We start from the raw sequence: 25,572 nt of genomic DNA, 5'->3' as shown, positions 1-25,572 counted from the left end.
TTTGGAGGCGTTTGGATGGATCAATATTTAGAGTTATTGTCAGAAAAATTTCCAACAAAAGAAGAAGTCATTACGGAGATCATCAATTTAGAAGCGATCTTGCAACTACCCAAAGGAACTGAATTATTTTTAAGTGATATTCATGGTGAGTTTCCCGCGTTTGATCACATTTTAAGAAATGGTTCAGGGAATCTGCGTGAGAAAATCAAAGATTTGTTTCAAGATTGTTTGAGTGAAGAGGAAATGAAACGATTAACGATTTTTGTTGCTTATCCAGAGTACGCACTAGCGACTGACTGGTATGAAAATGAAGACAAAGCGACATTGATCCATCAGTTGATCGAATTATTGCGATTCACTTCTATCAAGTATACAAGGTCAAAAGTAAGAAAAGGATTGCCTAAAGAATATAGTTATATTATTGAAGAATTACTGTACATCGATGATCGTGTGCAAGGAAAAAAATCTTATGTGCGTAAAATCGTTGATCAGCTGATCGAGATGAATGAAGAAGAACGCTTTTTAAAAAAATTAGCCCGTACGATTCAGCGAATGGTGATCGATCATGTCCACGTAGTCGGAGATATCTTTGATCGGGGGACACAAGCTGCTAAAGTGATGGATCGCCTGATGGAACTTCCTTCGACTGATATCCAATGGGGAAATCATGATATTTTGTGGTTGGGTGCTTATTGTGGCTCTGAAACTTGTTTATTGACCTTGTTGCGTATCGCTGCGCGGTATAATTATTTGTTTGAATTAGAAAAAGAATATGCGCTAAATCTTCGTCCTTTATGTTCGTTTGCGACAGACACGTACCAGACGAATCCGTTGTTTACGCCTAAAAATATGCAAGACTCGACGGAACGTGAAAGAGAAGAAATGGAGAAGATCCATCAAGCGCTTGCGATCATGCAATTCAAGTTAGAATCGCAACTGTTAGAACGACGTCCAGAATTTGAGATGGCCGATCGAGATTTACTCATGAGCATCGATTACGAAAAGAATCATTTACGATTAGATGATAAAGAATACACGATCCATCATCCTTGTTTCCAGACGATCGCCGTGGAGCAGCCAAATCGCTTGACGGAAGAAGAGCGACAAGTGATTGATACCTTGATGTATTCTTTTCAGCATTCGCTTCGTATGTAAAAGCATATGGCTTTCCTTTTAGAAAAGGGAAGAATGTACCTAGTCACGAATCAGAGTGTGCTATTCCATGGATGTATGCCAGTAGATGAGAATGGGGAGTTTCTAACTTTTAAATTAGGAAATGAGACTTATCAGGGGAAACGTTTGATGGCTTTCTTCGAGGAACAGATTCGTGAAAGTGCCCGATCACCGAGAGAAAAAGAAGATTTGGCGACTGATTTGATCTGGTATGCTTGGAGCGGTCCATATTCTCCGCTATTTGGTAAAAGCAAGATGGCGACGTTTGAGCGTTATTATTTAGCAGAAAAAGAAACACATGTAGAAGTCAGTAATCCCTATTATCGGTTACGAGATACTGAGTGGTTGAGTCAAAAAGTCCGGCGTGAATTTGGCGTTTCTCTTGTTGGTTCAGTGATCATCAATGGACACACCCCTGTCAAAGTAAAAAAAGGAGAGTCGCCGATCAAAGCCGATGGGACGGTCTTCGTGATCGATGGCGGATTATCCAAAGCATATCAACAAACGACAGGAATTGCTGGCTACTCATTGCTATGTAACTCTTATGGGTTTCAAATCGTGACGCATTATCCTTTTTTAGGGATCGAAGAACAATTTGAAACGGCGAATGGTTTAGCAGAAGTCAAAAAAGTCATTGATCAACAACTGCCACGAAAATTAAATCGAGACACCACAAAAGGAAATGACTTACAACGTCAGATCCAACAACTAAAAAAATTACTTGAATATCGCAAGAGTTAATGAATGATTGAGATTTGTTGCAGGAATTAAATGAAACGCCCAACTAGTCGAAACAACATGTTTCTTCTAGTTGGGCGTTTTATCTATTTTGTGTCGATCACAACGATTGAACAAAATAATCGAATAATTTTTGATCCAATGGATTTTTTTGGTGGATCAGTTCAGGGTGCCATTGTACACCAAGTATTCGTTGCTCTGCTTCATTGCTTTCAACAGCCTCGACTAATCCATCAGGCGAATACGCCGTTGCTTTCAGTGTGGGCGCGAGATCTCTTATTGCTTGGTGATGATAAGAATTCACAAAGTAAGAAGTAGGAAGTAACTCATGAAGCAAACTATCTGGTTCCACTGTGATCTCATGGGTCGCAAATTGTGGAGGAGTGGGTTGCTGTTCATGTTTTACTGACCAATTCGGATACAACGTCAAATCTTGATAAAGATTGCCGCCTAAAGCGACATTCAATAATTGCATCCCGCGACATACGGCTAAGATTGGTTTGTTCTGCTTCAAGGCTTCGTTGATCAACGCCTGCTCGAACAAATCCCGATCCAGATTCGTTTCTGTCAGTTTAGGGTGAGGCGCTTCATTATAAAGTGAAGGACTAACATCCTGTCCACCGGCAAGAAGTATTTTGTCGACCATCTGGATATAATCGCTAGCAGTCTCTGGGGAAGAAATAGGTATAAGTACCGGTAAGCCCCCTGCTTGCTTCACTGCATTAACAAAGCCTTGGGGAGTGTAAGTGACTTGATTCCCTTGGAAAGTTTCTGTTGCTCGTAATAACTGATTAGCCACGATACCGATTTTTTGTTGCATACATTTTCCTCCATTCATTCACTAGTATTATTTTAGCAATACTTTAGAAAAAATAAAAACATTTGTTTTATAAAACGTACGTGATTATATAATAGGAAAGAAGATTATCTAAACTTGCACATTTACTATCGGTAATAGCCTTTTTGAGGAAGAAACCTTATCAGATAGTTGAAATTTCCCCTCGTTTTGTTATAATTGTAGGTAAGAAATAAATAAAAAAGGTTGGGCGCAAGCTTCAAGGATCTGGTTCTTCAAGGGGTGAGAAGAACATGTTTTTGAAAGTGCCTAGCTTATCTAAAGTTATCTTTTAGAGGTACATACTTTCAATGAAAAAAGAAAGAATGTACCTCTTTTTTTTAGAGGAAGGATGTGGGAAATGTGCTAGAAGCCTTAGAAAAAATCAAACAAGCTGAAAAAGCAAATGAACAAACCATGCAAAAGCTTCAGCAAGAGCTAAAAGATTACCAACAAATCAAAGAAGCAGAATTGAATCAACTTCGTGCGGATCAAAAACAACGATTAGAACAGTTGCTTGAAGAAAAAAAACAAGCAGAACAGCAACAAGCGGCTGCTGAAAAAAATAAATTGAACGAAGATGCCAGACGGTTGCAATCCATTGTGCAAGAACAATATGAGAAGCAACGAAAGCAAGCGGTTGATGCGATCATTGAAAGGGTGAAAGAAACTTATGGCCGTCACTAAGATGGAAAAAGTCACTCTTATTTCCGATAAACGTAACCAAGAGGCATTGCTGAAAACGATCCAAGGGAACCAAAACGTCGAGATCCGCGATCTTTTTCAAGAAAAGACAAATAATGAATGGGTCGATACTTATTTTCCTAAGGCCACGATTTTTGAAAAAGAACCGGTCCTCAATGCACTCTCTAGCCGTATCATGCAAACCAGAGAAGCTGTTCAATTCATTGATCACCATGGAGACAAGCAACAAAAAAAGCAACATCTCAAACGAAGAGAATTGTCTTTGGAAGAGCTAGAAGCGGATTATTCGGAAGAAGATTTTACGAAGAGATTAACTGAAGTACTGGATTTGAAAAAACAATGGGAAACACTGTCAGAAAAACGAGAACAACTGTCAGAGCAAGAAGAATGGTTGACGCACTGGTCAAACTTAGACTTCACACCTCAAAATTTTAGTAGTCGGCAAACAACCGTCGTGATGGGAACGATCAGCGTTGCGAATGCAACAGAGTTTAGAGAAGAATTAGCAAAAGTCCCAGAAGTCTATGTGGAAGAAATCAGCGAAACCGATCATTTCGTCTACTTGACGTATGTTGTACTAAAAACAGTAGCAGTTGCTGTGGAAGAGATCGCTACTCGTTATGGCTTTGTGAAAGAAACTTATCCTTATGAACGCTCGCCTAAAGAACAATTACAGCAAGTCAAACAAGAGTTGCAAGCGTGCGATGAAGCACAAAAAAAATTAGCGATCAAAATCGGTCGTTGCAGTAGCTACATCCAAGAGTTGGAATGGGCGGAGGAGATTTTACTAGCAATGGTAGAACGCGAAGCGGTGAAAGATCGATTTGTCATGGCGCCTTACTTGATCGTCGTCCAAGGCTGGGTCGGAGAAGAAGAAAAACAAGAACTGATCCAATTGGTAGAAGCGACATTATCAGCGGATGAAGTCTATCTTAGCTTTGAAGAGCCGACAGAAGAAGAGATCGATCAAGAAGTCCCAACGAAATTAAAAAATCATCCAATCGTGGCACCATTTGAGCTGCTGACGGAAATGTACAGTTTGCCCAAATACCATGAAATCGATCCTACCCCATGGATGACGCCTTTTTACCTCGTCTTTTTTGGGATGATGGTGGCTGACATCGGTTATGGACTACTCATGTTATTGGGTGCGATCATTGCTCAAAAATTACTGGTATTGCCACGAGGCATGCAACGGTTTGTTAAGTTTTTCGAGATCCTAGCGATTCCGTCGATCATTTGGGGATTTATTTACAGTTCGTTTTTCGGACAAGCACTACCAACCGAAATCGCTGGCATTCATTTGCCGTTTCCACTGCTGTCGACGACTGAAGATGTGAATACGATCTTGATCTTATCTGTCATCTTTGGATTTATTCAAATCCTAGTCGGGTTGTTTCTGGCAGCAAAAGAACATATCAAGCGCAAAGATTATCTAGATGCGGTCAATGACGGGTTCGCATGGCAAGGAATCTTAGTCGGGCTTGTTCTAGTACTGATCGGCAGTATGCTTGTCAAAAATACCGCATTTGTGTATCTAGGTGCAGGACTGGCGATTTTTTCAGCGCTGTGTATTTTGTTTATTCCGATTTTTCAATCTTCTTCAAAAGTCAAAGGCGCCGCAAAAGGTGCGTACAATTTGTATGGGTTGACTGGTTATATCGGTGATCTAGTGAGTTATACACGTTTGATGGCACTCGGGATCTCTGGAGGGAGCATCGGCGCAGCTTTCAACATGTTGGTTGCTTTTATGCCGCCAGCAGCTCGTTTCAGTGTAGGGATCTTATTGATCATTGCCTTACATGCGTTGAATATGTTCTTAACCTTGCTGAGTGCTTACGTGCATGGGGCAAGATTGCAGTATGTCGAATTTTTCGGCAAGTTTTATACCGGAGGCGGACGAGCCTTCGATCCACTGAAAACAGCGGAAAAATATGTCAATATCAATCATAAGAAAAAATAGAAAAAAGTTGGAGGAAATTTAAAAAATGATGGATTACTTAATTGCTCAAAATGGTGGAATGGTATTTGCGGTATTAGCAATGGCAACAGCAACGATTTTTTCTGGTATCGGTTCAGCTAAAGGTGTAGGGATGACTGGTGAGGCTGCTGCAGCATTGACGACGAGTCAACCGGAAAAATTCGGTCAAGCGTTGATTTTACAATTACTACCTGGTACGCAAGGTCTTTATGGATTCGTTATCGCCTTCTTGATCTTCATCAATCTAAACGGAGATATGTCCGTTGTCCAAGGATTGAATTTCTTAGGCGCTTCACTACCGATCGCCTTTACTGGTTTGTTTTCTGGTATCGCCCAAGGGAAAGTGGCTGCTGCGGGTATCCAAATCTTAGCGAAGAAACCAGAACATGCAACAAAAGGGATCATCTATGCTGCGATGGTTGAAACATACGCAATCTTAGGATTCGTTATTTCTTTCTTATTAGTGTTGAATGCTTAAACGAGGAGGAAAATAAATGAACGCCATTGATAACATCATTCAGCAAATGAATGAAACAGCAGAAGCAGAACGAGCGGCGTTTGAAAAAGCAGAGCGTGAAAAAATCGATCAGCAAGTAACAAGCGAACGTGCGCGTTTAGAAGCAGAATACGAAAAATCAAAAGCGAGAGAACTTGAAGAAATCGAAAAAAATTATCGTCAATTAAGAAATCGCCAACAGGTCGAAGTACGTCAAGCGACACTTAATGAAAAACAAGAGTTTTTACATCGCTTGTTTACTGAAGCTCGGCAAGAATTAGAAAACTGGTCAGTAGAAGACCAACTTTCTTTCATGTTCGAGATGGTGCAGACATTATCTTTGTCTGGCGATGTTTCCTTATTTGCTGGAGAAAAGTCTGCTGCCATTCTAACAAATGAAGTGTTGGAAACGTGGAATCAAATCTTGCCCTTCACCTTGCACTTGGGTGAACGAACGATTGCAAAAGAAGCGGGATTTTTGATCGATGATCAAGGTGTCCAATACAATTTTATCTACAGTGATCTGGTTCAAGAAGTGCAAGAACAAATGCGCTTTGAGATTGCGAAACAACTATTCGAGTAAGGAGGGATCGTTGAATGGAATATCATGAATTAAATCCCTTGATTCGTGGAAGAGAGTTAGAACTCTTATCAAAAGAAGACTTCGAACGCATGATTCAAGCAAAGTCATTGGAAGCACTAGGGGAGATTTTAAAAACAACGATTTACCATCCTTACATCTATGAAGGCTTTGAACGCGATTTTGAGGCAAATCTGTTAGCGGAATCAGCTAAATTATTTACTTGGTTGAAAGAATCAGCACCAGAACCCGAAGTCGTATGGGTCTATACGATGCGCTATACGTTCCATAATTTAAAAGTCTTGACCAAAGCGGAGATGACTGGCAAAAATTTGGATCATCTCTATCGTAATGATGGGTTTTATTCTTGCGAAACATTGAAGCAGGCGATCCATACACAAACTTCTACAGAATTGCCACCGCAGTTGTTGGACAGTATTCGTGAAGTCCATGAATATTGTGAAGAATCATCGGTACTACAAGGGATCGATGTCATCTATGACCGCTATTTCTTGACGGAACAACGCCGTCTTGGAGAGAAACTCGGCTATCCGGAATTGCTGGAAGAAATCATCGCATTTATCGATTTGACCAATATCACAACGATGGCACGAGGCATCTTACAGCAACGTTCGAGCGGGTTTATGACGGCAGTACTATCAAGTTCAGGAAGCATTCCGAAAGAAGCGTTTTTAACTTTTGTCAAAAGTGATCTCGAGGCGTACCTATCCTTTTTACAAACAACGGATTATCGTGAATTGATTGAGCCAGCTGTCCGTGAAGGTGAATTAGATTTTGTGCAACTTGAACAAATCAAAGACAACTACTTGTCCTCACTTTATCAAGCAGCACAGACGCAAGCTTTTGGTCCGTTGCCTTTACTTGCTTTCTTGAATGCAAAAGAAATCGAGAGCAAAAATCTTCGGCTATTAGTGATCGGCAAAAAAAATCAGTTCGATAATGAAACGATCAGAGAAAGGGTGAGACAAGTCTATGACGCATAAAATCGGTGTCGTTGGCGACAAAGATTCTGTTTTACCATTTAAATTATTTGGATTTGATGTGCAATATGCGACAGAACCACAAGATGTGAGGAGCGCCATCGAACGAATGGCAAAAAACTCGTATGGTGTCATTTATGTGACCGAACAAGCGGCAACATTGACACCTGAAACGATTGAACGTTACAAAGAATCGATGACACCCGCAATCGTCCTTATCCCTAGCCATCAAGGAACGATGGGGATCGGTGTGGCAGAGATCCAAAAGAGTGTGGAAAAAGCAGTTGGACAAAATATCTTATAGAATGTAAAGGAGATAGTGCATTGCAAATTGGAAAAATCATAAAAGTCTCCGGCCCTCTCGTGATGGCAAAAAATATGTCAGATGCCAGTATCCAAGATATGTGCTTAGTGGGAGAGTTAGGAGTAATCGGTGAGATCATCGAGATGCGTGGAGATGTCGCATCAATACAAGTATACGAAGAAACTTCAGGGATCGGCCCTGGCGAACCAGTACGTTCAACAGGGGAAGCTTTATCAGTTGAACTAGCACCGGGGATCATTTCACAAATGTTTGACGGGATTCAACGTCCTTTAGATACATTTATGGAGTTGACACAAAGCAACTTTTTAAGCCGTGGGGTGCAATTACCTGCATTAGACCACGAAAAAAAATGGTGGTTCGAAGCAACTGCTGAAATTGGACAAGAAGTTCGCACAGGAGATGTCATTGGTGTTGTGGATGAAACGAAGATCATCAAACACAAAATCATGGTACCTCATGGTGTCAAAGGAAAAATCACTAAAATCGAAGCAGGCTCATTTACGATTGATGAAGTAGTCTGCGTGATCGAGACGGAAGACGGCTTACGTGAATTGACGATGCTACAAAAATGGCCGGTCAGACGTAGTCGCCCTATCAAAGAAAAACTGAATCCAGACGCACCGATGATCACTGGACAACGGGTCATCGATACCTTTTTCCCAGTGACAAAAGGCGGAGCTGCCGCTGTTCCTGGTCCTTTTGGTGCCGGTAAAACAGTCGTTCAGCACCAAATCGCCAAATGGGCGGATGTGGACATGGTCGTGTATGTCGGTTGCGGCGAACGTGGCAACGAAATGACGGATGTATTGAATGAGTTTCCAGAATTGATCGATCCTAATACAGGGGAATCATTGATGGAACGTACCGTATTGATCGCCAACACGTCGAATATGCCGGTAGCAGCTCGTGAGGCGTCGATCTATACAGGGATCACGATTGCGGAATATTTCCGTGATATGGGGTATGATGTGGCGATCATGGCAGACTCAACGTCTCGCTGGGCAGAGGCGTTACGAGAGATGAGTGGACGTTTAGAAGAAATGCCTGGCGATGAAGGGTATCCTGCTTATTTAGGTTCTCGCTTAGCAGAATATTATGAACGTTCAGGACGTGTCATTGCTTTAGGTTCTGAAGAACGTGAAGGAAGCATTACAGCAATCAGTGCAGTTTCGCCATCTGGTGGAGATGTCTCAGAACCAGTGACACAGAATACGTTACGTGTGGTGAAAGTATTCTGGGGACTAGATTCTAGTTTAGCGCAAAAGCGTCATTTCCCATCGATCAACTGGATTCAAAGCTATTCTCTTTACTCATCAGAAGTCGGACGTTATATGGATCAGATCCTACAAGAGAATTGGTCAGAGATGGTAGCAGAAGGAATGCGTATCTTACAACAAGAAGAACAGCTGAATGAAATCGTCCGCCTTGTCGGTGTCGATTCACTTTCTGACAACGATCGTTTGACTCTTGAAGTAGCCAAATCCATTCGTGAAGATTATTTACAGCAAAATGCCTTTGATGATGTGGATACATTTACTTCCAGAGAAAAACAATTCAAAATGTTGAAATTAGTTCTTTCCTTTGGCGAAGAAGCACGTCAGGCGATCTCATTAGGTGCTTATTTGAGTGAGATCATGAAAGGAACTGTCGTATTGAGAGAACGGATCGGCCGTAGCAAATTCGTGCCGGAAACAGAATTAGCCAAATTAGATGAGATCCAAGCAAGTATCAAACCAACGATCCAAGCAATCGTTTCAGAAGGAGGAATGACCGATGATTAAAGAATATCGAACGATTGGCGAAGTGGTCGGTCCTTTGATGGTGGTAGAAAAAGTCGCTGGTGTAAAATATGAAGAATTGATCGAAGTACGTATGCAAAATGGCGAGATTCGTCGTGGACAAGTACTCGAAGTACAAGAAGACAAAGCGATGGTCCAGATCTTTGAAGGAACGAGTGGAATCAACCTCAGAGATTCATCCGTCCGCTTTTTAGGACATCCATTGGAATTAGGGGTTTCTGAAGATATGATCGGTCGTGTATTTGACGGGTTAGGTCGACCAAAAGACAATGGGCCAGAAATCTTGCCAGAAAAATACTTGGACATCAATGGCGAAGTAATCAATCCAGTGGCGCGTGATTACCCCGATGAGTTTATCCAAACGGGAATCTCGGCGATCGATCATTTGAACACGTTGGTCAGAGGACAAAAATTACCAGTGTTTTCTGGCTCTGGATTGCCACACAAAGAATTAGCAGCCCAAATAGCAAGACAAGCAACAGTGCTGGATTCTTCCGATGATTTTGCCGTTGTTTTTGCAGCAATCGGGATCACCTTTGAAGAGGCAGAATTCTTCATGGAAGATTTCCGCCAAACAGGGGCGATCGATCGCTCTGTGATGTTCATGAACTTAGCAAATGATCCAGCCATCGAACGGATCGCAACACCTCGCATGGCTTTGACTGCGGCTGAATATTTAGCCTATGAAAAAGGAATGCATGTCTTAGTCATCATGACGGATATGACCAACTACGCCGAAGCGTTGCGAGAAATCTCAGCGGCACGTCGGGAAGTACCAGGTCGACGTGGATATCCAGGGTATCTTTATACCAACTTGGCAACTTTATATGAACGTGCTGGGCGCATTCGTGGCTTAAAAGGTTCTGTGACACAGATCCCAATTTTGACCATGCCAGAAGATGATAAGACACATCCCATCCCTGACTTGACTGGCTATATCACTGAAGGACAGATCATTTTGACGAGGGAATTGTATAAGAGTGGGATCCAACCGCCAATCGATGTGTTGCCTTCCCTTTCTCGGTTAAAAGATAAAGGGACAGGTGAAGGAAAGACGAGAAAAGATCATGCAGCAACCATGAACCAATTGTTTGCGGCATATGCTCAAGGAAAACAAGCGAAGGAACTAGCTGTTGTTTTAGGTGAATCTGCGTTGTCAGATGTGGACAAGATCTATGCAAAATTTGCGGAACGTTTTGAAAAAGAATATGTCAATCAAGGTTTTTATACGAATCGCTCGATCACTGAGACGTTAGACCTTGGCTGGGAGCTTTTAGCGATGCTTCCACGAACAGAATTAAAACGGATCAAAGACGATTTGCTTGACCAGTACCTGCCAGAAGGAGAGTGAGTGTCAGATGGTTCGATTAAATGTTAATCCGACACGGATGGAATTGACACGACTCAAAAAACAATTGACGACCGCGACGAGAGGGCACAAACTGTTAAAAGATAAGCAAGATGAATTGATGCGTCAATTCATCTTACTGATTCGCAAAAACAATGAATTGCGCCATACAGTAGAAAAAGAAATAACCGCAGCTATGAGCGATTTTGTCCTTGCGAAAGCTTCATTGCCTGAAGCATTCATTGATGAATTGTTTGTCTTGCCAGCAGAAAATGTCGAGTTATCTGTGATCGAAAAAAACATCATGAGCGTCAAAGTCCCAATCATGAATTTTGAATACGACGAACAGTTAGGCGAAGCACCTGTAGAATATGGCTATTTGAATTCAAATGCGGAATTAGATCGTTCGATCGATCGTTTCACCTCATTTCTTCCTAAGCTGCTTGAGTTGACGGAAATCGAGAAGACCTGTCAATTGATGGCTGGTGAAATCGAAAAAACACGTCGAAGAGTCAATGCATTAGAGTACATGACGATCCCGCAACTGGAAGAAACGATCTATTATATCAAAATGAAGTTAGAAGAAAATGAACGAGCGGAAGTGACTCGTTTGATCAAAGTAAAAAATATGGGGAACGATGATTAAGTAGTTCCAATCACTTTATCGTTCGATCGTACTAAACTCCGAAGAATAAGTTGTAGACGCTAAAATATTTTTTCTGTTTTGACGTTTATGGCTTACTTCAATAGGAGTTTTTTCTTATTTTGTATTTTTGTTTTTCCCTCGTTGGTTGAAAATTACTGAAAGCAAACGAAGCGATAGAAGGGATGTAAAAGTCTCAAATTCTTTGCCAGAATAACAAAAACAGGGTAAGATAAAGAATAAAAATAGGGAGTTATCAATAGATTTCTTTTTATATCTGTGGGAATATAGCTGCTTTTCTATGTTCTTTACGAAGAGGGTTAGTACCCTTAGAGGAGTGATTCGAATTAAACAGAAGTTCACAAAGCAACTGTCACCAGTCCAATTGATCGCTGTTGGCTTTTTTCTTTTGATTTTGGTTGGTGGCAGCTTACTTTCTTTGCCTTTTTTCAGTAAGAGCGGTGAAGCGACCAATTACATCGACGCATTGTTTACCGCAACTTCAGCTGTTTGTGTCACTGGGTTGACCACTTTGAACACGGCAGCACATTGGAACGAAGCAGGGCAGTTTTTGATCATGATCTTGATTGAGATCGGTGGTTTAGGCTTTATGATGATCCCTATTATTTTCTTTGCAGTAGCTAAGAAAAAAGTCAGTTTTAGTATGCGGATCTTATTAAAAGAAGCTCTGAACCTTGAAATCATGTCTGGCGTGATGAGTTTGATGCTTTATATCTTGAAATTTGCGCTGGTGATCCAAGCGCTGGGTGCTTTTGCATTGAGTTTCACGTTTGTACCGACCTACGGCTGGGCAAAGGGGATTTGGTTCAGTATCTTTCATGCGGTGTCGAGTTTTTGTAATGCAGGTTTTGACTTATTAGGTAATAGCTTGGCTGATGATCAGCCAAACGTCTATTTACTAATGGTGGTTTCTGCGTTGATCATTGCTGGCGGGTTAGGCTTTATTGTCTGGCGTGATTTACTCAGCTATCATAAGGTGAAAAAAATCACCTTGCACTCAAAAATCGCATTGATCGTGACTGGCGTGTTATTAGTGGGCGGTTTTGTTGTCTTTTTCTTTACAGAACGAAATGGCATCCATCTAGTTGAAGGAACTTATCTGGAACGTTTAGCAAATACGTTCTTCATGAGTGTCACACCAAGAACAGCCGGTTACTATTCGATCGACTATTTACAAATGAGTCATGCAGGATTGATGCTGACAATGATCTTGATGTATATCGGTGGAACATCAGGTTCAACAGCGGGCGGACTAAAAACCACCACGTTAGGTATCTTAGTGATTCAAATGCACGCGACGTTTAAAGGAAAAACAAGAGCAGAAGCTTTTGGACGAACGATTCGTCCAGCAGCAGTGCTTCGGGCATTAACGTTATTCTTCATCACATTATCTTTATGTATGTTAGCGATAATGGTTTTGTCTGTGACGGAGACGATCCCAGAGACTTCAGGCATCGAATACATCGCTTTTGAAGTGTTCTCAGCATTTGGAACAGTCGGTTTGACGATGGGACTGACACCCGACCTGACAGAAATCGGAAAACTGATCATCATGTCATTGATGTATATTGGACGTGTAGGCATTTTGACTGTCTTTTTCTCTTTACTTGTCAAAGGAAATCGAACAGAAGCAAAATATAAATATCCAGAAGAAAGTGTACTGATCGGGTAACTGTGACTGATCAAAAATAAAAGCAGAAGAAGCAAACACAACGTGTAAGCTTCCTCTGCTTTTTTGCAACGTTTTATTTTGTACGGATTACTTCGATCTTATAGCCATCAGGATCGACAACGAAGTAATAAGAAGGAGCAGTTCCAGGAAGTCCTTTCAAGTCAGTCACGTTAAAGCCTTCTGCTTGATGTTTTTCATGAAGTGCTTCCAAGTCATCCGCTGAAATAGCGATATGACCATAGCCGTTTCCTAAGTCGTATCCTTCATGGTCATAGTTGTAAGTCAACTCTAATTCGTAATCATCTCCTGGTAAAGTCAAGTAAACCAGTGTGAATTTGTTTTCTGGAAAATCACGACGGCGACTTTCTTCAAAACCAAATGCTTTTTGATAAAATTCTAAAGAAGCATCAAGATCTTTTACACGTACGCAAGTATGAGCCATTTTCATAAATAAATCTTCCTTTCTGTTTCTACCTTTTCCTATTTATCATATCAAAAAATACATGTACAATATGGGTTTGTGCTTGTTTATGAGAAAACTCTCATGTAGAATAGAAAGAAAAAGATGAGAGGATATAACCTATGGAAAAACCAATGTTTGGCGAAAAAGACGAGTCTGCAAACTACCAAGACCGTTATGCAGCGTATATCATTGTCGAATCACATGAGAAAATCGCAATGATCGAAGCGCCAAATGGTGCCTTTTTTCTACCTGGAGGTGAAAAAGAGGGAGAAGAAACCAACGAAGAAGCGATTGCTCGTGAATTGTTAGAAGAGATGGGGATAAGGGCGGAGATTGCTTGTTATTTAGGCGAAGCCGCAGAGTATTTTTACTCAAAGCATCGAAAAACATATTATCATAATCCTGGCTATTTTTACGTGGCAAAAAGCTGGCAGGAGGTGGGGGAACCAATTGAAACAGATCAATCGATCTGGTGGGTCACTCCTGAAACTGCTTTGGAGAAATTGAAGCGAGGGAGCCACCGTTGGGCAGTCGAGCAATGGCTAGCGCTGAACAATTGAACAGCAAAAAACAGCTCATCAGAGAGTCAGCATTTCGACCCTCTCAATGAGCTGTTTCTTATTCATTGGTCTTATAAGACATATTTTTTGATTGCTTCGGCAACACCGTGTTCATCGTTCGTTGCAGTGATCACGTTGGCAGCTTCTTTTATCAATGGCACAGCATTTCCCATTGCCACACCTAATCCAGCGTATTCGATCATCGACAGATCATTCTCGTTATCGCCGATCGCCATGATCTCATCTTGATTGATTCCTAGATGTTGCGCTAAGTTAGCAACAGCCGCTCCTTTACTTGCCTCTTTGTTCAAGATCTCAAAATAGAAAGGGGAACTCTTGACAGTCGTATATTTTTCGCGGAATGTTTGCGGTAAACGAGCGATTGCCGCATCTAAAATCTCTGGCTCGTCGATCATCATCATTTTCACGATACTCATGTCAGGGGTCATTTCATCCGCTGTCCGATATTTCAACGGCATATTGACTAAAAATGCTTCATGGACAGTGTAAGGGCTGATGTCACGATTTGTAGTATAGATCGTTTGATCATCGATGGAATGTAAATGACTGCCTACACGTCTTGCCATCACTTCGATCTCTAAGAAATCTTCGTAAGTCAAGCCATGACGAGCGATGATCTTACCTGATTTTGTTTGTTGGACCAAAGCTCCATTATAAGTGATCACATAATCATTATCTTGGTATAATCCTAATTCATTCAATTGATTTTTGACACCTGGAAGAGGTCGACCTGTACATAGGACGATCGCCACGTTTTTTTCCACAGCGCTTGCAATTGCTTCTTTGACTTCTTGTGTGATTTCTCTTTTTTCATTTAAAAGGGTGCCATCGATATCGATAGCGACTAATTTGATAGACATAATGTTCTCCTTAGTTAGTTTATTTCTTCAATCAATGCGCCATTATGGATATGACGCGCAAATTCTTGATAGGTTTCGTCAAAAAGATCATAGTGATTACGCAAGGAAGGATCAACCATTTCTTTTGGAAAGAAGAAACGTTCATCTCCTTGTTCTTGCCCTGCTAATGCAGCAACTAATTGACTGACCTCTGATAATTCTACCAAAGTTCCGTCATTTCGCAAGATTTCGATTTGTGTTCGATGTCTGCCTTCTTCAGGACGATAAAAGTCATAAGGAAGATCATAACTGGAATTGATCGCCGTATAATAGTTAGGATTGTAGCCCACTTTTTCAACTAAAGAAGTCAGTTCAGCAATCAATGGCGACTGACGATCACCAGAAAACATCGCGGATTTCAATGGTTTACGATTCAAAAAACGTTTGGCTAAATCACTGAGGATCGGATCAGACGAGTCCGTCCATTGCGTGAAACAAGTATTCAACACCCCATCATCTAGCTTGAGATATTCCTCTAAACTAAAGGTACCATCTAAAAATGGTAGAAGGAGCTGTGAATGTCGTGCAAAGCTATCATCTTCTTGATGATAAAGTTCATGGGCGCGATGCAATAGATGCTCTAACACAACTTCCATGCCACGGGAAACGGGATGGAAATACACTTGGACGTACATTTGATAACGACTGACGATATAATCTTCTACCGCATGCATCCCATTCATAGAAAAGGCGATGCCTCCTTGATAGGGGCGAATCACACGCAAGATCCTCGTTAAATCGAATGTCCCATATTCCGTACCGGTAAAGTAGGCATCACGTAAAAGGTAATCCATGCGATCAGCGTCGATCTGACTAGAGATCATTTGGACGACTTGTGGATTTGGATAGGTTTTTTGGATCACGCTAGCCACTTTTTCAGGGAAGCCTTCTTCGACACGATTCAAAATCTGGTAGACTTCGGTTTCTGGCGAAGTGATGATCTCAACAGTGATTGCTTCATGATTGGTTTGGAAAATATGTTCAAATGTATGTGAATAAGGTCCGTGACCAATATCGTGGAGTAAGGCGGCACATAATGTGACTAAACGTTCCCGATCATCCCAACCAGAAGGACCGATTTTTTCAATGGAGAAATTTCTTGAAAAAATATCACAGATGCGACGAGAGATTTCGTATACACCCAACGAATGAGTAAAACGACTATGTTCTGCGCCATGAAAAGTAAATGACGAAGTACCGAGTTGTTTGATCCGCCGTAATCGTTGGACTTCTTTAGAATTGATCAAATCTAAAATTACTTGATGCTGCACATGGATATAGTTATGCACAGGATCTCTAAACACTTTTTCCATCGGTAACATTTTATATTTATAAGGTGTTGTCATAAGCCACCTCCTTTAGTGCATTTCGTTGGTTCATACGTTCGATTTGTACTTGCCACTCATCGGGTGAGACATTGGCTTTTTGCCAAGCGTCAGAGTCCATCGAAATACTTGTTGGATACATTGTATCAAATGCCTTGATAAATGACTCTTTTACTTGCACGATCGTCAATGACGTAGCGAATAACTCTTCTAATGTCGCCATACTGGTTGGTCTCACGGCAGGGTAGCCATCCGTACCAAATTGTTCTTTCAACGCTTGTTGATAAAATTGCCGCATCAATTCGCCACGTCTTTCTTGGTCACCATTCACGCTAAGGTACATCATGACTGAAATCCCGTTTTTAATGCGACGTTGGGCAATCCCGGCAAATTTTTTACCATCGATACTAAGGTCATACGTACCTGGACAGTAGGACTCTTTGATTTCATAGGCTTCTATTTTGTCGGCGTAAACAGGAAAAGCTTGGCGAGTCAGAGCGAGCATCTTTTCGTAGCCTTCATCGATCGAGATCTTATTCTCATCCTCTTGCGGGAAAATCAATGAGATATTCAAGATTCCTTGATCCGAAATGATGCCAAGTCCACCGGCATTGCGGATCACTGGAGTAAATCCCGCATGTTGGATAGCCTTTATCCCATCAGCTAAAAAGGGTGTCCGAGTATCTTTCATACCAAGAATAACTGTCTGTTGATATTGCCAAAAATGTAGAAAAGTTTGTTGCTTTTTTTTTGAATTCTCTGTTAAAATATCCGTTAAAGCAAACGGAGAAAAATCATTTGTGTGGTAGACTTCTTGATCCAAAATGATGGATGTCATGTACTCAGCTCCTAGTTAAATCTGTTTGAGAACGGGTGCTTTACCTATCTTTTATTTGAACTTAGGTGTGACGAGAGGCTCATGTCACAGCCACCAAATCGTTATAATACAATAGGAGTATCACGCCCACTTCCTTCATTATACTCCAAATTATTAAAGAAGAGAGGAAAAAAGTTATCCGCTCTTTAGACCTGTCGGTTGACAAATCAATGGAAAGTGGGAACAATGTAGCTATGAGAAAAGGAGAATGTCTAATGGAACGATCTGGATTACCGATTTCGATACAATTACGTACGAAGGTGAAACAACAAGGAGAACAACAAGATTTTTATTTTGATCTGAAAGGACAGATGGTCAAAATTGGCGATACCTTATACATACGCTATAAAGAGATCCAAGAAGGACAGGAAGAGATTCCTGTCACGATCAAGATCATGCCAGATGGGCACGTACAATTGATCCGTGCTGGTGAAATGCGTATGCGTTTGAAATTTGCCTATCGTGAACGCCTGGAGACTCATTATCGGACCCCTTACGGAATGATTCAAGTCGACACATTCACGAAGGAATTACACGTCAGTCTAAAAGATCGACCAACCGCTGGCAAAGTCATGATCGAGTACGATTTATTCATGGGAATAGAAAAAATAGGTGAATATGAGATGGTCTTAGATTTTACTGCATAAAATAGCAAAGAAACGTTTGATTTTTTACCTGTGATTTTGTATGATAAGGAGTAGACTGTGAAAGGACGTGTCCTGATTGGAAATTAGTGTATTTGAAGGTGCAAACAAAAACGAATTATCAATGATCGAAGTCGCACACGCGATCTTAGAGCAGCGTGGTGATGTGATGGACTTTTCTGATTTAGCAAATGAGATCCAAACTTATCTTGGCAAATCAGATAGTGACATTCGTGATTCACTCGCACAATTTTATACTGACTTAAATATTGACGGTAGCTTTATTTCATTAGGCGACAATCGTTGGGGCTTGCGTTCATGGTATGCCATTGATTCAATCGATGAAGAAGTCAACCATGGAATCGACGAAGAAGACGAGGATACACCACGTCGTCGTAAACGCAAAAAAGTCAATGCCTTTATCAATGATGACGAAGATGCCATCGATTATAATGATGACGACCCAGAAGATACTGATTTGTCTGATGAAGACGATGATGATCTATTTGAAGACGAAGACGACGATGATGAAGAAATCGCTGCATACAACTCTGACTTACAAGAAATCGGTGCTGATACTGGTGATGATGAAGAAGAAATCCCAGGAAACATCGAAGAAGATCTAAGCATTATCGAAGACGATGATGATGAAGAAGATGAAGAGTTCGAAGACGAAGATTTCCCAGAAGAATAAAAAGGGAAACTACTCGAAGCTGCAAGTTGCTTATAACTAAGCATACTTGCAGTTTTTTTGTGTTTGACTAAGTAGTGCTTCTACCAATACTCGGTGTTCTTGATCATAAGAACTAGTTCATCTCAGCGAATCTTTTTTCATTTCCTGTAAAAAGGAGTATGATGAAAACGAAACTGAGACACGATAATCAAAATAGAAGGAGACGATCGATATGTTAGATGATCAACTAAAATGTCCCAATTGTCAGACGAAATTCTATTATAATGAAGTAAGTAACGTCGTGGAACACCAGGAAAAGGAAATGCCGATCCGCTGTCCTGAATGTAATGAAGTGGTCAAAAAGAAACTTTCTCATGGCTACTTTGTCACTTACAAAGAAACTGATTTTTCAAAATTGGACGATGAAGTTGAGGAAACGCCGAAGCAGTATAAAAATCTGAAAACTGGAGCAGTGATCAGTGCAGAGGAATATCAACAAATGATCCAGCGACATGACTTATCTGTGAATGGTCCGATGAGTTCGGAATTGATGGGCGGCATGAATATGTTGATTGAAAATGAGGAGTTGAACGAAGAAGAACGTATGGAAAATTATGTCCCATATGACTAAAAAGCGAAAAGCTGTTGAAGAGCCGAAGCAACGGCTCTTTTTTCTTGTGAAAAATCTGTTGAAAGGAGAAGTCAAAAATAAAAACAATTGTTTTATAAAAGTTTTCTTTGCGTCAGTGGCTATTTCCGATTATGATAATAGACAGAAGAATAACAAATAAATAGGAGTAATCGATGAAAAAATCAATACGAATAAAAGTAATCAGTTGTCTTGGTGTTTTATTTGCGTTGTTCCTGTTGGTCAATCTGTCACCAAAAGAGCAAACGTCTTTAAATCTTTCAATACAAAGTGAAGCAAATACATATCGAACGATGTCCAGTAATTTGGACTTTGATCAACTGCTTCGTGTCATTTCAAGAGAGTTTCAACTGACCGAAGAACAAGCAAGAAAACATATAGGCTATACTGAGCAAATGGCGCAAAGCGCAATACATAATGGCACAACCTATCGTGTCTTTTCTCAAAACATAACTGTTAACAGAGTATACCAACCAAGTTTGTTGTTGTACTGTGAAACGAGTGAAAGTGGAGATTTTCGGGCAATCAAGTCGATTTTGTCTGTCCAGTTGAAAACAACTAACCCAGGATTGGAGAAACATTTTTCGGGGGATGTATTTGCCTATTTAGAAGATCCTAACCGGATATTCTATACGATAAATGGTGATTTCTATGATCAAAAAACAGCAACTTTAAGAAACGGCTTAACACTTCGTCGAGGCGATGGTGTGACAGAGCGCTATGATCCTGGACCTTTATCAAATCATTTCTACTATAGTTACATAGAAGATTGGTTTACTTTTTAAAATCCCATGATGAGTAAGTTGATTAAAAGAAAAAACGAGTGATTAGTAACTCGACATACTGACGTATTATGTTACGGTATTTTGGTATCATGATTTTGTCCCCAAAAATACTAGTTAACGATTTTAGAAAATTAGTTTGATAATTTGAACACAAATGACTCTAACAGCCCTTTTTATGATAAATATTAAATTAGGTCCTTCTTTTGATAAAATTCTAAATGTAACACTATATTTAATCATAAACAGGAAGAAGGCGTTATCATGAAAAAAGTATTCAGTTTAAAAGTATCGTTTTTTTTTGTTATTGTTGATGTTAGGAAGTATAGTACCATCAGGAGTTAGTGTTTACGCTTCAGATAATTACACTGAAGAGGTGTATGTAGATTTGAAGTCTGAAGAGTCATTTGATGAAGAACAAGTAGAACAATTAGTTGTTGAAATATCTAAAAATTATCCAGAATTATCTAAGGAATATCTCCGAGATGGTGTTTATAAACAATTGCGAGGAGATTATACTATAGATCCAATTAGTACGGATCAAGGTGTATACATAACAGACCCATCATTAGCGCTGAGATCACCTTGGCAAGGAATTACTGTCAATCAAATGGGAGCATTTATTGATACTGCGATTGGGATAGCTATTGGTGGCGCTATTGGAGGACTTGCTGCGGCTATGAAAAAAGTTGGAAAACATGCTGCTATATCTGCAGTAAAAGCAGCGTTAATAAAATATGGAATGGTTGGTGGATTTATCACACAAAATGTAATTGATTTTGTGTTTAATTTGAATTCTCCAGGTGCTTATTTAGCCAAATATTGGGATCAACGTGATAAAGTCCCCAATAATGGACGTATTAATTTTTAATGTTATAAAGGTGGGGTAATTATGAAGGACCTTAAAATTATTTTGGGTGCTTTTCTACTAGTATTACTTTTTAACTGGGGTCTATCTCATCTATTAAATAGACAATTTAAGTGGTGGATAACACTAGGTATGTATGTAGGATTTTCACTCGTCTATTTTGCTAATTCAAGCAAAAAGAACAAGTAGGGATTTTTAATGAAACTGAAAAGTATCTAGGACAAAGGTAAAATTGACTTTTTACTTTATCATAAAATCGAATAAACGACGGCCTATAGAAGCAACATCCTTGAAAATAAGACGCCATCCACAAAATTTGAAGAACAATTTTTGTGGATAAGCGTCTGTTTCTCTGGGTAAAACACTGTTGTCTCGATCTCTTTATTAAGTATGCCAAGTGTGAAAATAAGTTAAATAGCAAAGAAACGATGATGGAATCTGATTTGTTGAAAAAGAGGTTAGTTCTATTATTCATATTTTTCATTGAAGGTCATATAAAAGAATAATATTTGGCAAATATAGAATGATGTATGGAAAGAAAGTCAGTCAGTCATCAAAAATAAATCAATCCCATAAAGAAATCAAAAAAAGCAGTTTTCCTAGATAGGAAAACCGCTTTTTTCTTAGAATTTTGAAAGCAAAATCCTTGCAAATATGCTAAGATAACATTAGACGCGTCCTGAGGGAATCGAACCCCCGTCTCAAGAACCGGAATCTTACGTGATATCCACTACACTAAGGACGCAAGCACTGCAACAATTGTATCGAAATCAAAAATAAATTACAAGGGGAATGGGCAAAAAAATGAAATTTGAACAAAATTTTTCACAAAAACAACAACAAACACAAAAACTTGCCATGACACAGCAACTACAACAGTCCATCCAAGTCTTGCAGTACAACAGCGAAGAGCTTTTAGCTTTTGTTGAAAACCAGGCATTGGAAAACCCCTTAGTAGAAGTAGTCGAACCGGATTGGCAACCCGATTATCAAAAACGAAGCACTAGTTATGATGGGGAAGAAACGAGTTATCTGAACCAAATTCCTGATACGACAGGTTCACTTTTTGAATCGTTGATCGATCAAGTCCATTTGAACTACCGAGATACTTTTTTACGAAAGTTGATTTTATATCTGATTGAATACATTGACCTGAATGGCTTTTTGACGATTCCTTTAGAAGAAGCGATTCATCAGACCAATGCGACACCAATCCAAATGCTTGATGCGTTGACATTGATACAACAATTAGAACCCGCGGGTGTTGGTGCCCGAAGTTTACAAGAATGCTTGATGTTACAAACAGAAAGAGATGATTATGCCCCCGAATTGGCTTACATCGTCTTGGAAGAATGGTTCGATCAGTTAGTGGATCGCAAATGGAAAGAGATCGCGCAACATTTTTCGATTCCATTAAGCGACGTGCAACGGATCTTCGACTATATCCAAACCCTTAGTCCAAGCCCTGGCAGAGTATTTGACCATAGTAGTGGCTTGTATATCATTCCAGATGTCAAAGTCATTGTGCAAGGTGAAGAAGTCCAAGTCGTCTCGAATCGTGGCAATCAACCGAATGTTCGCTTTCAAGAAGCTTATTTTCAACAAATGCAAAAAAAAGCAGACAAAGAAACGCAAGCCTATCTAAAAGAACGTAAACAAGAATTTGAGTGGCTACAAAAAACGATTTTACAGCGGGGCGATACGATCATGCGTGTAGCACAGATCATCGTTTCACGCCAAAAAGAGTTTTTTACGAACGTAGCACGTCCGATTCGACCATTGACCTTAAAAGAGGTAGCAGAAGAGATCGATGTCCATGAATCGACTGTCAGTCGAGCAGTGAATGGCAAATATCTTGAAACCGAGTTCGGGGTCTTTGAATTGAGAAAGTTTTTTACAACAAGACTGCAACCGACAAACACAGAAAGTTCCGAAGACCTATCCGCTGATACAGCTAAGAAAAAAGTCAAAGAATTGGTGGATGCTGAAGATAAAAGCAAGCCATTATCAGATCAAAAATTAGTTGAACTGCTTAAAAACGAGAAAATTTCGATTTCTCGCCGGACAGTTGCTAAATATCGTGACTTGTTAGGAATCCCTAGTTCATCGAAAAGAAAACGGTATGATAAGTAAAGGAAAGCAAGACTAGAAGAATCTTAAACATTTTTCTAGTCTTTTTTTGTTGATAAAAAAGGATAAAACTGGTAGACTAAGTCATGTGAGGTTGAGATTTTCCTATATGAGAACGTGCAAGTTGGAAAGTCCGATTTATTTTTTTAGATCACATGGGTCGTTTTGAGTCTACATTGGACAAAAAGTGTCCAACTAAGGAGATCGCTATGTTAGATGAATTGAAACTGATTGAAGCTGTTGCACCAGACATCATGGATGTTTTGCAAGAACGTTATAAGATTTTGCGCAATATTTACTGGATGCAGCCAATTGGTCGTCGTAGTTTATCGGAAAGCATGGGCATGACCGAACGTGTTTTACGAACAGAAACGGATTTGCTCAAACAACTTGAACTGATCAACGCCTCTAAAAGTGGTATGACGCTGACAAAAAAGGGAGAAGAAGTCTATCAAAGCCTCGAAAGCTTTATGGACCAACTTCTAGGAATGCATCAGATCGAAATGAAACTATCTGAGTATTTTGGGAATCAGCGCTGTATCGTTGTTTCTGGAAACAGTGAACAACAACCAAAAGTAGCAGATGCTTTTGGCGAAGCCTTGGACGAATCTTTGAATCTATTACTTCCAGAAGGTGATAATATCATCGCAGTCATGGGAGGAACAACGATGGCGATCGTCGCAGAGCAACTGACCAGCTTAGAAAATAGCAAACGCCATAACTTATTTGTACCCGCAAGAGGTGGGATCGGCGAGGCGATTACTGTACAAGCGAACTCAGTCAGTGCTAGAATGGCTACAAAGGCAAATGGAAAACACCGAGCATTGTATGTGCCGGAACAATTAAGCTTGGCTACTTACAATTCACTACTCAATGAGCCGTCTATACAAGAAGTGTTAAACTTGATAAGTGAGGCAAATTGTGTTATTCATAGTATTGGACGGGCGTTGCATATGGCAGCGCGACGAAAGATGAATGAAGAAGAATTGCTGATGTTGAAACAGGCCAATGCCGTTGCGGAATCTTTTGGCTATTTCTTCAATGAAAAAGGAGAAGTGGTGTATAAAGTCCCTCGAATCGGCATCGAATTAAAAGACTTAGCAAAGGTTCCCATCATTCTTGCAGTTGCAGGAGGGAAAGCCAAAGCCAAAGCGATTCGAGCGTATATGAATAATGCACCAAAACAAACGTGGCTCATTACCGATGAAGCCGCTGCAAATGAGATTTTAAAAGGGGTATCCCTTTAAAATAAATATTTTTTTGATTTTCATAAGGAGGAAATCTTAAATGACAGTTAAAGTAGGTATTAATGGTTTTGGACGTATTGGACGTCTAGCATTCCGTCGTATCCAAGATGTAGATGGAATCGAAGTAGTAGCAATCAACGATTTGACAGATGCTAAAATGTTGGCACACTTGTTAAAATACGATACAACTCAAGGACGTTTCAACGGAACAGTTGAAGTTCACGAAGGTTCATTCAACGTAAACGGAAAAGAAGTTAAAGTTTTAGCTAACCGTAACCCTGAAGAATTACCTTGGGGCGAACTAGGCGTAGATATCGTTCTAGAATGTACTGGTTTCTTCACTTCAAAATCAGCTGCTGAAAAACATTTAACAGCTGGTGCTAAACGTGTTGTTATCTCAGCTCCTGGTGGCGATGATGTACCAACAATCGTTTACAACACAAACCATGAAACATTAACTGGTAAAGAAACAGTTATCTCTGGTGCTTCATGTACAACTAACTGTTTAGCTCCTATGGCTAAAACATTGAACGACAAATTTGGTGTTGTTGAAGGATTAATGACAACTATCCACGCTTACACAGGTGACCAAATGACTCTTGACGGACCTCATCCTAAAGGTGACTTCCGCCGTGCACGCGCTGCTGCTGCAAACATCGTTCCTAACTCAACAGGTGCTGCTAAAGCTATCGGCTTAGTAATCCCTGAATTGAACGGTAAATTAGACGGAGCTGCTCAACGTGTACCAATCGCTACAGGTTCATTAACAGAATTAGTTACAGTTCTTGATAAAAACGTAACAGTTGATGAAGTTAATGCAGCAATGGAAGAAGCAGCAAACGAATCTTACGGTTACAACACAGACGAAATCGTTTCTTCAGATATCGTTGGTATGACTTTCGGTTCATTATTTGATGCTACTCAAACAAAAGTAATGACTGTTGGCGACAAACAATTAGTTAAAACTGTTGCTTGGTACGACAACGAAATGTCATACACTGCACAATTAGTACGTACTTTAGAATACTTCGCTAACTTATAAGATAAATCGTACAAGTGTAACCTATATCCATGTACACTTAAAAGCGGGGAAGCAATCGCGCTTCTCCGCTTTTTT

General features: G+C 40.2%; 25 protein-coding genes, 1 tRNA gene, 1 pseudogene and 1 other annotated feature. Of the genes and pseudogenes, 21 read left to right on the top strand and 6 right to left on the bottom strand.

The annotated features are described in order from the left end of the window. The first annotated feature begins 15 nt into the window (after positions 1-15). A pseudogene (locus IGL24_RS10445) lies at positions 16-1,914 on the top strand (fructose-1,6-bisphosphatase). 97 nt (positions 1,915-2,011) lie between these two features. Here IGL24_RS10445 and IGL24_RS10440 read toward each other — a convergent pair. Beyond that, positions 2,012-2,731, bottom strand: a complete 720-nt coding sequence (locus IGL24_RS10440; protein WP_206853492.1) for a gamma-glutamyl-gamma-aminobutyrate hydrolase family protein — start codon at positions 2,729-2,731, stop codon at positions 2,012-2,014. Positions 2,732-2,951: 220 nt separating this feature from the next. Beyond that, positions 2,952-2,999 (top strand) — a sequence feature (sodium ion sensor (DUF1646 type); this cis-regulatory element may regulate processes involved in with the transportation of sodium ions). A 101-nt stretch (positions 3,000-3,100) separates the two neighbouring features. Between IGL24_RS10440 and IGL24_RS10435 the strand changes: the two genes are divergently transcribed. From IGL24_RS10435 to IGL24_RS10390, 10 genes are all read left to right on the top strand, one after another. Then, complete coding sequence (locus tag IGL24_RS10435; RefSeq protein ID WP_339092624.1) at positions 3,101-3,433, top strand: hypothetical protein; 333 nt, start codon at positions 3,101-3,103, stop codon at positions 3,431-3,433. Continuing rightward, a complete protein-coding gene (locus IGL24_RS10430) occupies positions 3,420-5,414 on the top strand; it encodes a V-type ATP synthase subunit I (RefSeq protein ID WP_429968445.1) in 1,995 nt (664 codons plus the stop codon). The genes IGL24_RS10435 and IGL24_RS10430 overlap by 14 nt, the downstream gene beginning before the upstream one ends. 25 nt (positions 5,415-5,439) lie before the next feature. After that, complete coding sequence (locus IGL24_RS10425; protein WP_206853497.1) at positions 5,440-5,910, top strand: V-type ATP synthase subunit K; 471 nt, start codon at positions 5,440-5,442, stop codon at positions 5,908-5,910. Between the two features lie 16 nt (positions 5,911-5,926). Continuing rightward, on the top strand, positions 5,927-6,511 hold the full coding sequence (locus IGL24_RS10420; protein WP_206853500.1) for a V-type ATP synthase subunit E: 585 nt from the start codon (positions 5,927-5,929) through the stop codon (positions 6,509-6,511). Positions 6,512-6,525: 14 nt separating this feature from the next. After that, positions 6,526-7,512 (top strand): V-type ATPase subunit, encoded by a 987-nt coding sequence (locus IGL24_RS10415; protein WP_206853502.1) that lies wholly within the window; start codon positions 6,526-6,528, stop codon positions 7,510-7,512. Further along, the gene (locus IGL24_RS10410) at positions 7,502-7,813 is read left to right on the top strand and encodes a V-type ATP synthase subunit F (protein ID WP_206853505.1); all 312 of its coding nucleotides are present in this window, start codon (positions 7,502-7,504) and stop codon (positions 7,811-7,813) included. The genes IGL24_RS10415 and IGL24_RS10410 overlap by 11 nt, the downstream gene beginning before the upstream one ends. Positions 7,814-7,833: 20 nt before the next feature. Beyond that, positions 7,834-9,615, top strand: coding sequence for a V-type ATP synthase subunit A (locus tag IGL24_RS10405; protein ID WP_429968444.1), 1,782 nt, complete (start codon positions 7,834-7,836; stop codon positions 9,613-9,615). Then, positions 9,608-10,984, top strand: coding sequence for a V-type ATP synthase subunit B (locus IGL24_RS10400; RefSeq protein WP_207699500.1), 1,377 nt, complete (start codon positions 9,608-9,610; stop codon positions 10,982-10,984). The genes IGL24_RS10405 and IGL24_RS10400 overlap by 8 nt, the downstream gene beginning before the upstream one ends. Before the next feature lie 7 nt (positions 10,985-10,991). Further along, positions 10,992-11,627 (top strand): V-type ATP synthase subunit D, encoded by a 636-nt coding sequence (locus IGL24_RS10395; protein WP_207699499.1) that lies wholly within the window; start codon positions 10,992-10,994, stop codon positions 11,625-11,627. A gap of 343 nt (positions 11,628-11,970) precedes the next feature. Further along, positions 11,971-13,317, top strand: a complete 1,347-nt coding sequence (locus IGL24_RS10390; protein ID WP_429966358.1) for a TrkH family potassium uptake protein — start codon at positions 11,971-11,973, stop codon at positions 13,315-13,317. A gap of 73 nt (positions 13,318-13,390) precedes the next feature. Here IGL24_RS10390 and gloA read toward each other — a convergent pair whose 3' ends face one another. Continuing rightward, positions 13,391-13,765, bottom strand: coding sequence for a lactoylglutathione lyase (gloA, locus tag IGL24_RS10385; protein ID WP_206853516.1), 375 nt, complete (start codon positions 13,763-13,765; stop codon positions 13,391-13,393). 134 nt (positions 13,766-13,899) lie between these two features. Here gloA and IGL24_RS10380 point away from each other — a divergent pair, with 134 nt between their 5' ends. Continuing rightward, entirely contained in the window at positions 13,900-14,340 is a 441-nt protein-coding gene (locus tag IGL24_RS10380) for an NUDIX domain-containing protein (protein ID WP_206853519.1), read from the top strand. Between the two features lie 71 nt (positions 14,341-14,411). Here IGL24_RS10380 and yidA read toward each other — a convergent pair whose 3' ends face one another. The 3 genes from yidA to IGL24_RS10365 are packed head-to-tail and all read right to left on the bottom strand — an operon-like array spanning position 14,412 to position 17,423. Then, on the bottom strand, positions 14,412-15,221 hold the full coding sequence (gene yidA, locus IGL24_RS10375; protein WP_206853522.1) for a sugar-phosphatase: 810 nt from the start codon (positions 15,219-15,221) through the stop codon (positions 14,412-14,414). A gap of 14 nt (positions 15,222-15,235) precedes the next feature. Further along, positions 15,236-16,606 carry an HD domain-containing protein gene (locus tag IGL24_RS10370; RefSeq protein ID WP_206853523.1) on the bottom strand — a complete coding sequence of 457 codons (1,371 nt, stop codon included), beginning with the start codon at positions 16,604-16,606 and terminating at the stop codon, positions 15,236-15,238. Beyond that, positions 16,590-17,423, bottom strand: coding sequence for a lipoate--protein ligase family protein (locus tag IGL24_RS10365; RefSeq protein WP_206853525.1), 834 nt, complete (start codon positions 17,421-17,423; stop codon positions 16,590-16,592). The genes IGL24_RS10370 and IGL24_RS10365 overlap by 17 nt, the downstream gene beginning before the upstream one ends. 254 nt (positions 17,424-17,677) lie before the next feature. Here IGL24_RS10365 and IGL24_RS10360 point away from each other — a divergent pair, with 254 nt between their 5' ends. The 6 genes from IGL24_RS10360 to IGL24_RS10335 all read left to right on the top strand — a co-directional run bounded on the left by IGL24_RS10360 (position 17,678) and on the right by IGL24_RS10335 (position 21,081). After that, on the top strand, positions 17,678-18,109 hold the full coding sequence (locus IGL24_RS10360; RefSeq protein WP_066026358.1) for a DUF1934 domain-containing protein: 432 nt from the start codon (positions 17,678-17,680) through the stop codon (positions 18,107-18,109). A gap of 76 nt (positions 18,110-18,185) precedes the next feature. Then, positions 18,186-18,800 (top strand): DNA-directed RNA polymerase subunit delta, encoded by a 615-nt coding sequence (rpoE, locus tag IGL24_RS10355; RefSeq protein ID WP_108143628.1) that lies wholly within the window; start codon positions 18,186-18,188, stop codon positions 18,798-18,800. A 211-nt stretch (positions 18,801-19,011) separates the two neighbouring features. Next, complete coding sequence (locus IGL24_RS10350; RefSeq protein ID WP_206853527.1) at positions 19,012-19,410, top strand: hypothetical protein; 399 nt, start codon at positions 19,012-19,014, stop codon at positions 19,408-19,410. Further along, positions 19,403-19,570: a hypothetical protein gene (locus tag IGL24_RS10345; protein ID WP_429968443.1), complete on the top strand. Its 168-nt coding sequence runs from the start codon at positions 19,403-19,405 to the stop codon at positions 19,568-19,570. The genes IGL24_RS10350 and IGL24_RS10345 overlap by 8 nt, the downstream gene beginning before the upstream one ends. Before the next feature lie 13 nt (positions 19,571-19,583). After that, positions 19,584-20,213 carry a hypothetical protein gene (locus IGL24_RS10340; protein WP_207699498.1) on the top strand — a complete coding sequence of 210 codons (630 nt, stop codon included), beginning with the start codon at positions 19,584-19,586 and terminating at the stop codon, positions 20,211-20,213. Between the two features lie 298 nt (positions 20,214-20,511). After that, positions 20,512-21,081, top strand: a complete 570-nt coding sequence (locus IGL24_RS10335; RefSeq protein ID WP_429968442.1) for a hypothetical protein — start codon at positions 20,512-20,514, stop codon at positions 21,079-21,081. 670 nt (positions 21,082-21,751) lie between these two features. Here the strand turns inward: IGL24_RS10335 and IGL24_RS10330 are convergent. After that, positions 21,752-21,823 (bottom strand) — tRNA-Arg (locus tag IGL24_RS10330). A gap of 59 nt (positions 21,824-21,882) precedes the next feature. Between IGL24_RS10330 and rpoN the strand changes: the two genes are divergently transcribed. From rpoN to gap, 3 genes are all read left to right on the top strand, one after another. Then, a complete protein-coding gene (rpoN, locus tag IGL24_RS10325; protein WP_206853532.1) occupies positions 21,883-23,211 on the top strand; it encodes an RNA polymerase factor sigma-54 in 1,329 nt (442 codons plus the stop codon). Between the two features lie 152 nt (positions 23,212-23,363). Continuing rightward, positions 23,364-24,455 carry a sugar-binding transcriptional regulator gene (locus IGL24_RS10320; RefSeq protein ID WP_206853537.1) on the top strand — a complete coding sequence of 364 codons (1,092 nt, stop codon included), beginning with the start codon at positions 23,364-23,366 and terminating at the stop codon, positions 24,453-24,455. 40 nt (positions 24,456-24,495) lie between these two features. Beyond that, entirely contained in the window at positions 24,496-25,497 is a 1,002-nt protein-coding gene (gene gap, locus IGL24_RS10315) for a type I glyceraldehyde-3-phosphate dehydrogenase (RefSeq protein ID WP_206853540.1), read from the top strand. Positions 25,498-25,572 lie beyond the last annotated feature (75 nt).

It is taken from the genome of Enterococcus sp. DIV2371 (assembly GCF_050498525.1).
GTDB lineage: Bacteria > Bacillota > Bacilli > Lactobacillales > Enterococcaceae > Enterococcus_B > Enterococcus_B mangumiae.
This window is presented reverse-complemented; position numbering and strand designations above follow the sequence as displayed.

Excerpts from the sequence above, each read along its gene's own strand:
- IGL24_RS10370 (WP_206853523.1), bottom strand. The coding sequence starts at position 16,606 with ATGACAACACCTTATAAATATAAAATGTTACCGATGGAAAAAGTGTTT.
- yidA (WP_206853522.1), bottom strand. The coding sequence starts at position 15,221 with ATGTCTATCAAATTAGTCGCTATCGATATCGATGGCACCCTTTTAAAT.
- IGL24_RS10420 (WP_206853500.1), top strand. The coding sequence starts at position 5,927 with ATGAACGCCATTGATAACATCATTCAGCAAATGAATGAAACAGCAGAA.
- IGL24_RS10395 (WP_207699499.1), top strand. The coding sequence starts at position 10,992 with ATGGTTCGATTAAATGTTAATCCGACACGGATGGAATTGACACGACTC.
- IGL24_RS10400 (WP_207699500.1), top strand. The coding sequence starts at position 9,608 with ATGATTAAAGAATATCGAACGATTGGCGAAGTGGTCGGTCCTTTGATG.
- IGL24_RS10345 (WP_429968443.1), top strand. The coding sequence starts at position 19,403 with ATGACTAAAAAGCGAAAAGCTGTTGAAGAGCCGAAGCAACGGCTCTTT.
- IGL24_RS10410 (WP_206853505.1), top strand. The coding sequence starts at position 7,502 with ATGACGCATAAAATCGGTGTCGTTGGCGACAAAGATTCTGTTTTACCA.
- IGL24_RS10415 (WP_206853502.1), top strand. The coding sequence starts at position 6,526 with ATGGAATATCATGAATTAAATCCCTTGATTCGTGGAAGAGAGTTAGAA.
- IGL24_RS10360 (WP_066026358.1), top strand. The coding sequence starts at position 17,678 with ATGGAACGATCTGGATTACCGATTTCGATACAATTACGTACGAAGGTG.
- IGL24_RS10440 (WP_206853492.1), bottom strand. The coding sequence starts at position 2,731 with ATGCAACAAAAAATCGGTATCGTGGCTAATCAGTTATTACGAGCAACA.
- gap (WP_206853540.1), top strand. The coding sequence starts at position 24,496 with ATGACAGTTAAAGTAGGTATTAATGGTTTTGGACGTATTGGACGTCTA.
- IGL24_RS10340 (WP_207699498.1), top strand. The coding sequence starts at position 19,584 with ATGAAAAAATCAATACGAATAAAAGTAATCAGTTGTCTTGGTGTTTTA.
- gloA (WP_206853516.1), bottom strand. The coding sequence starts at position 13,765 with ATGAAAATGGCTCATACTTGCGTACGTGTAAAAGATCTTGATGCTTCT.
- IGL24_RS10425 (WP_206853497.1), top strand. The coding sequence starts at position 5,440 with ATGATGGATTACTTAATTGCTCAAAATGGTGGAATGGTATTTGCGGTA.
- IGL24_RS10365 (WP_206853525.1), bottom strand. The coding sequence starts at position 17,423 with ATGACATCCATCATTTTGGATCAAGAAGTCTACCACACAAATGATTTT.
- IGL24_RS10350 (WP_206853527.1), top strand. The coding sequence starts at position 19,012 with ATGTTAGATGATCAACTAAAATGTCCCAATTGTCAGACGAAATTCTAT.
- IGL24_RS10380 (WP_206853519.1), top strand. The coding sequence starts at position 13,900 with ATGGAAAAACCAATGTTTGGCGAAAAAGACGAGTCTGCAAACTACCAA.
- IGL24_RS10430 (WP_429968445.1), top strand. The coding sequence starts at position 3,420 with ATGGCCGTCACTAAGATGGAAAAAGTCACTCTTATTTCCGATAAACGT.
- IGL24_RS10320 (WP_206853537.1), top strand. The coding sequence starts at position 23,364 with ATGGGTCGTTTTGAGTCTACATTGGACAAAAAGTGTCCAACTAAGGAG.
- rpoN (WP_206853532.1), top strand. The coding sequence starts at position 21,883 with ATGAAATTTGAACAAAATTTTTCACAAAAACAACAACAAACACAAAAA.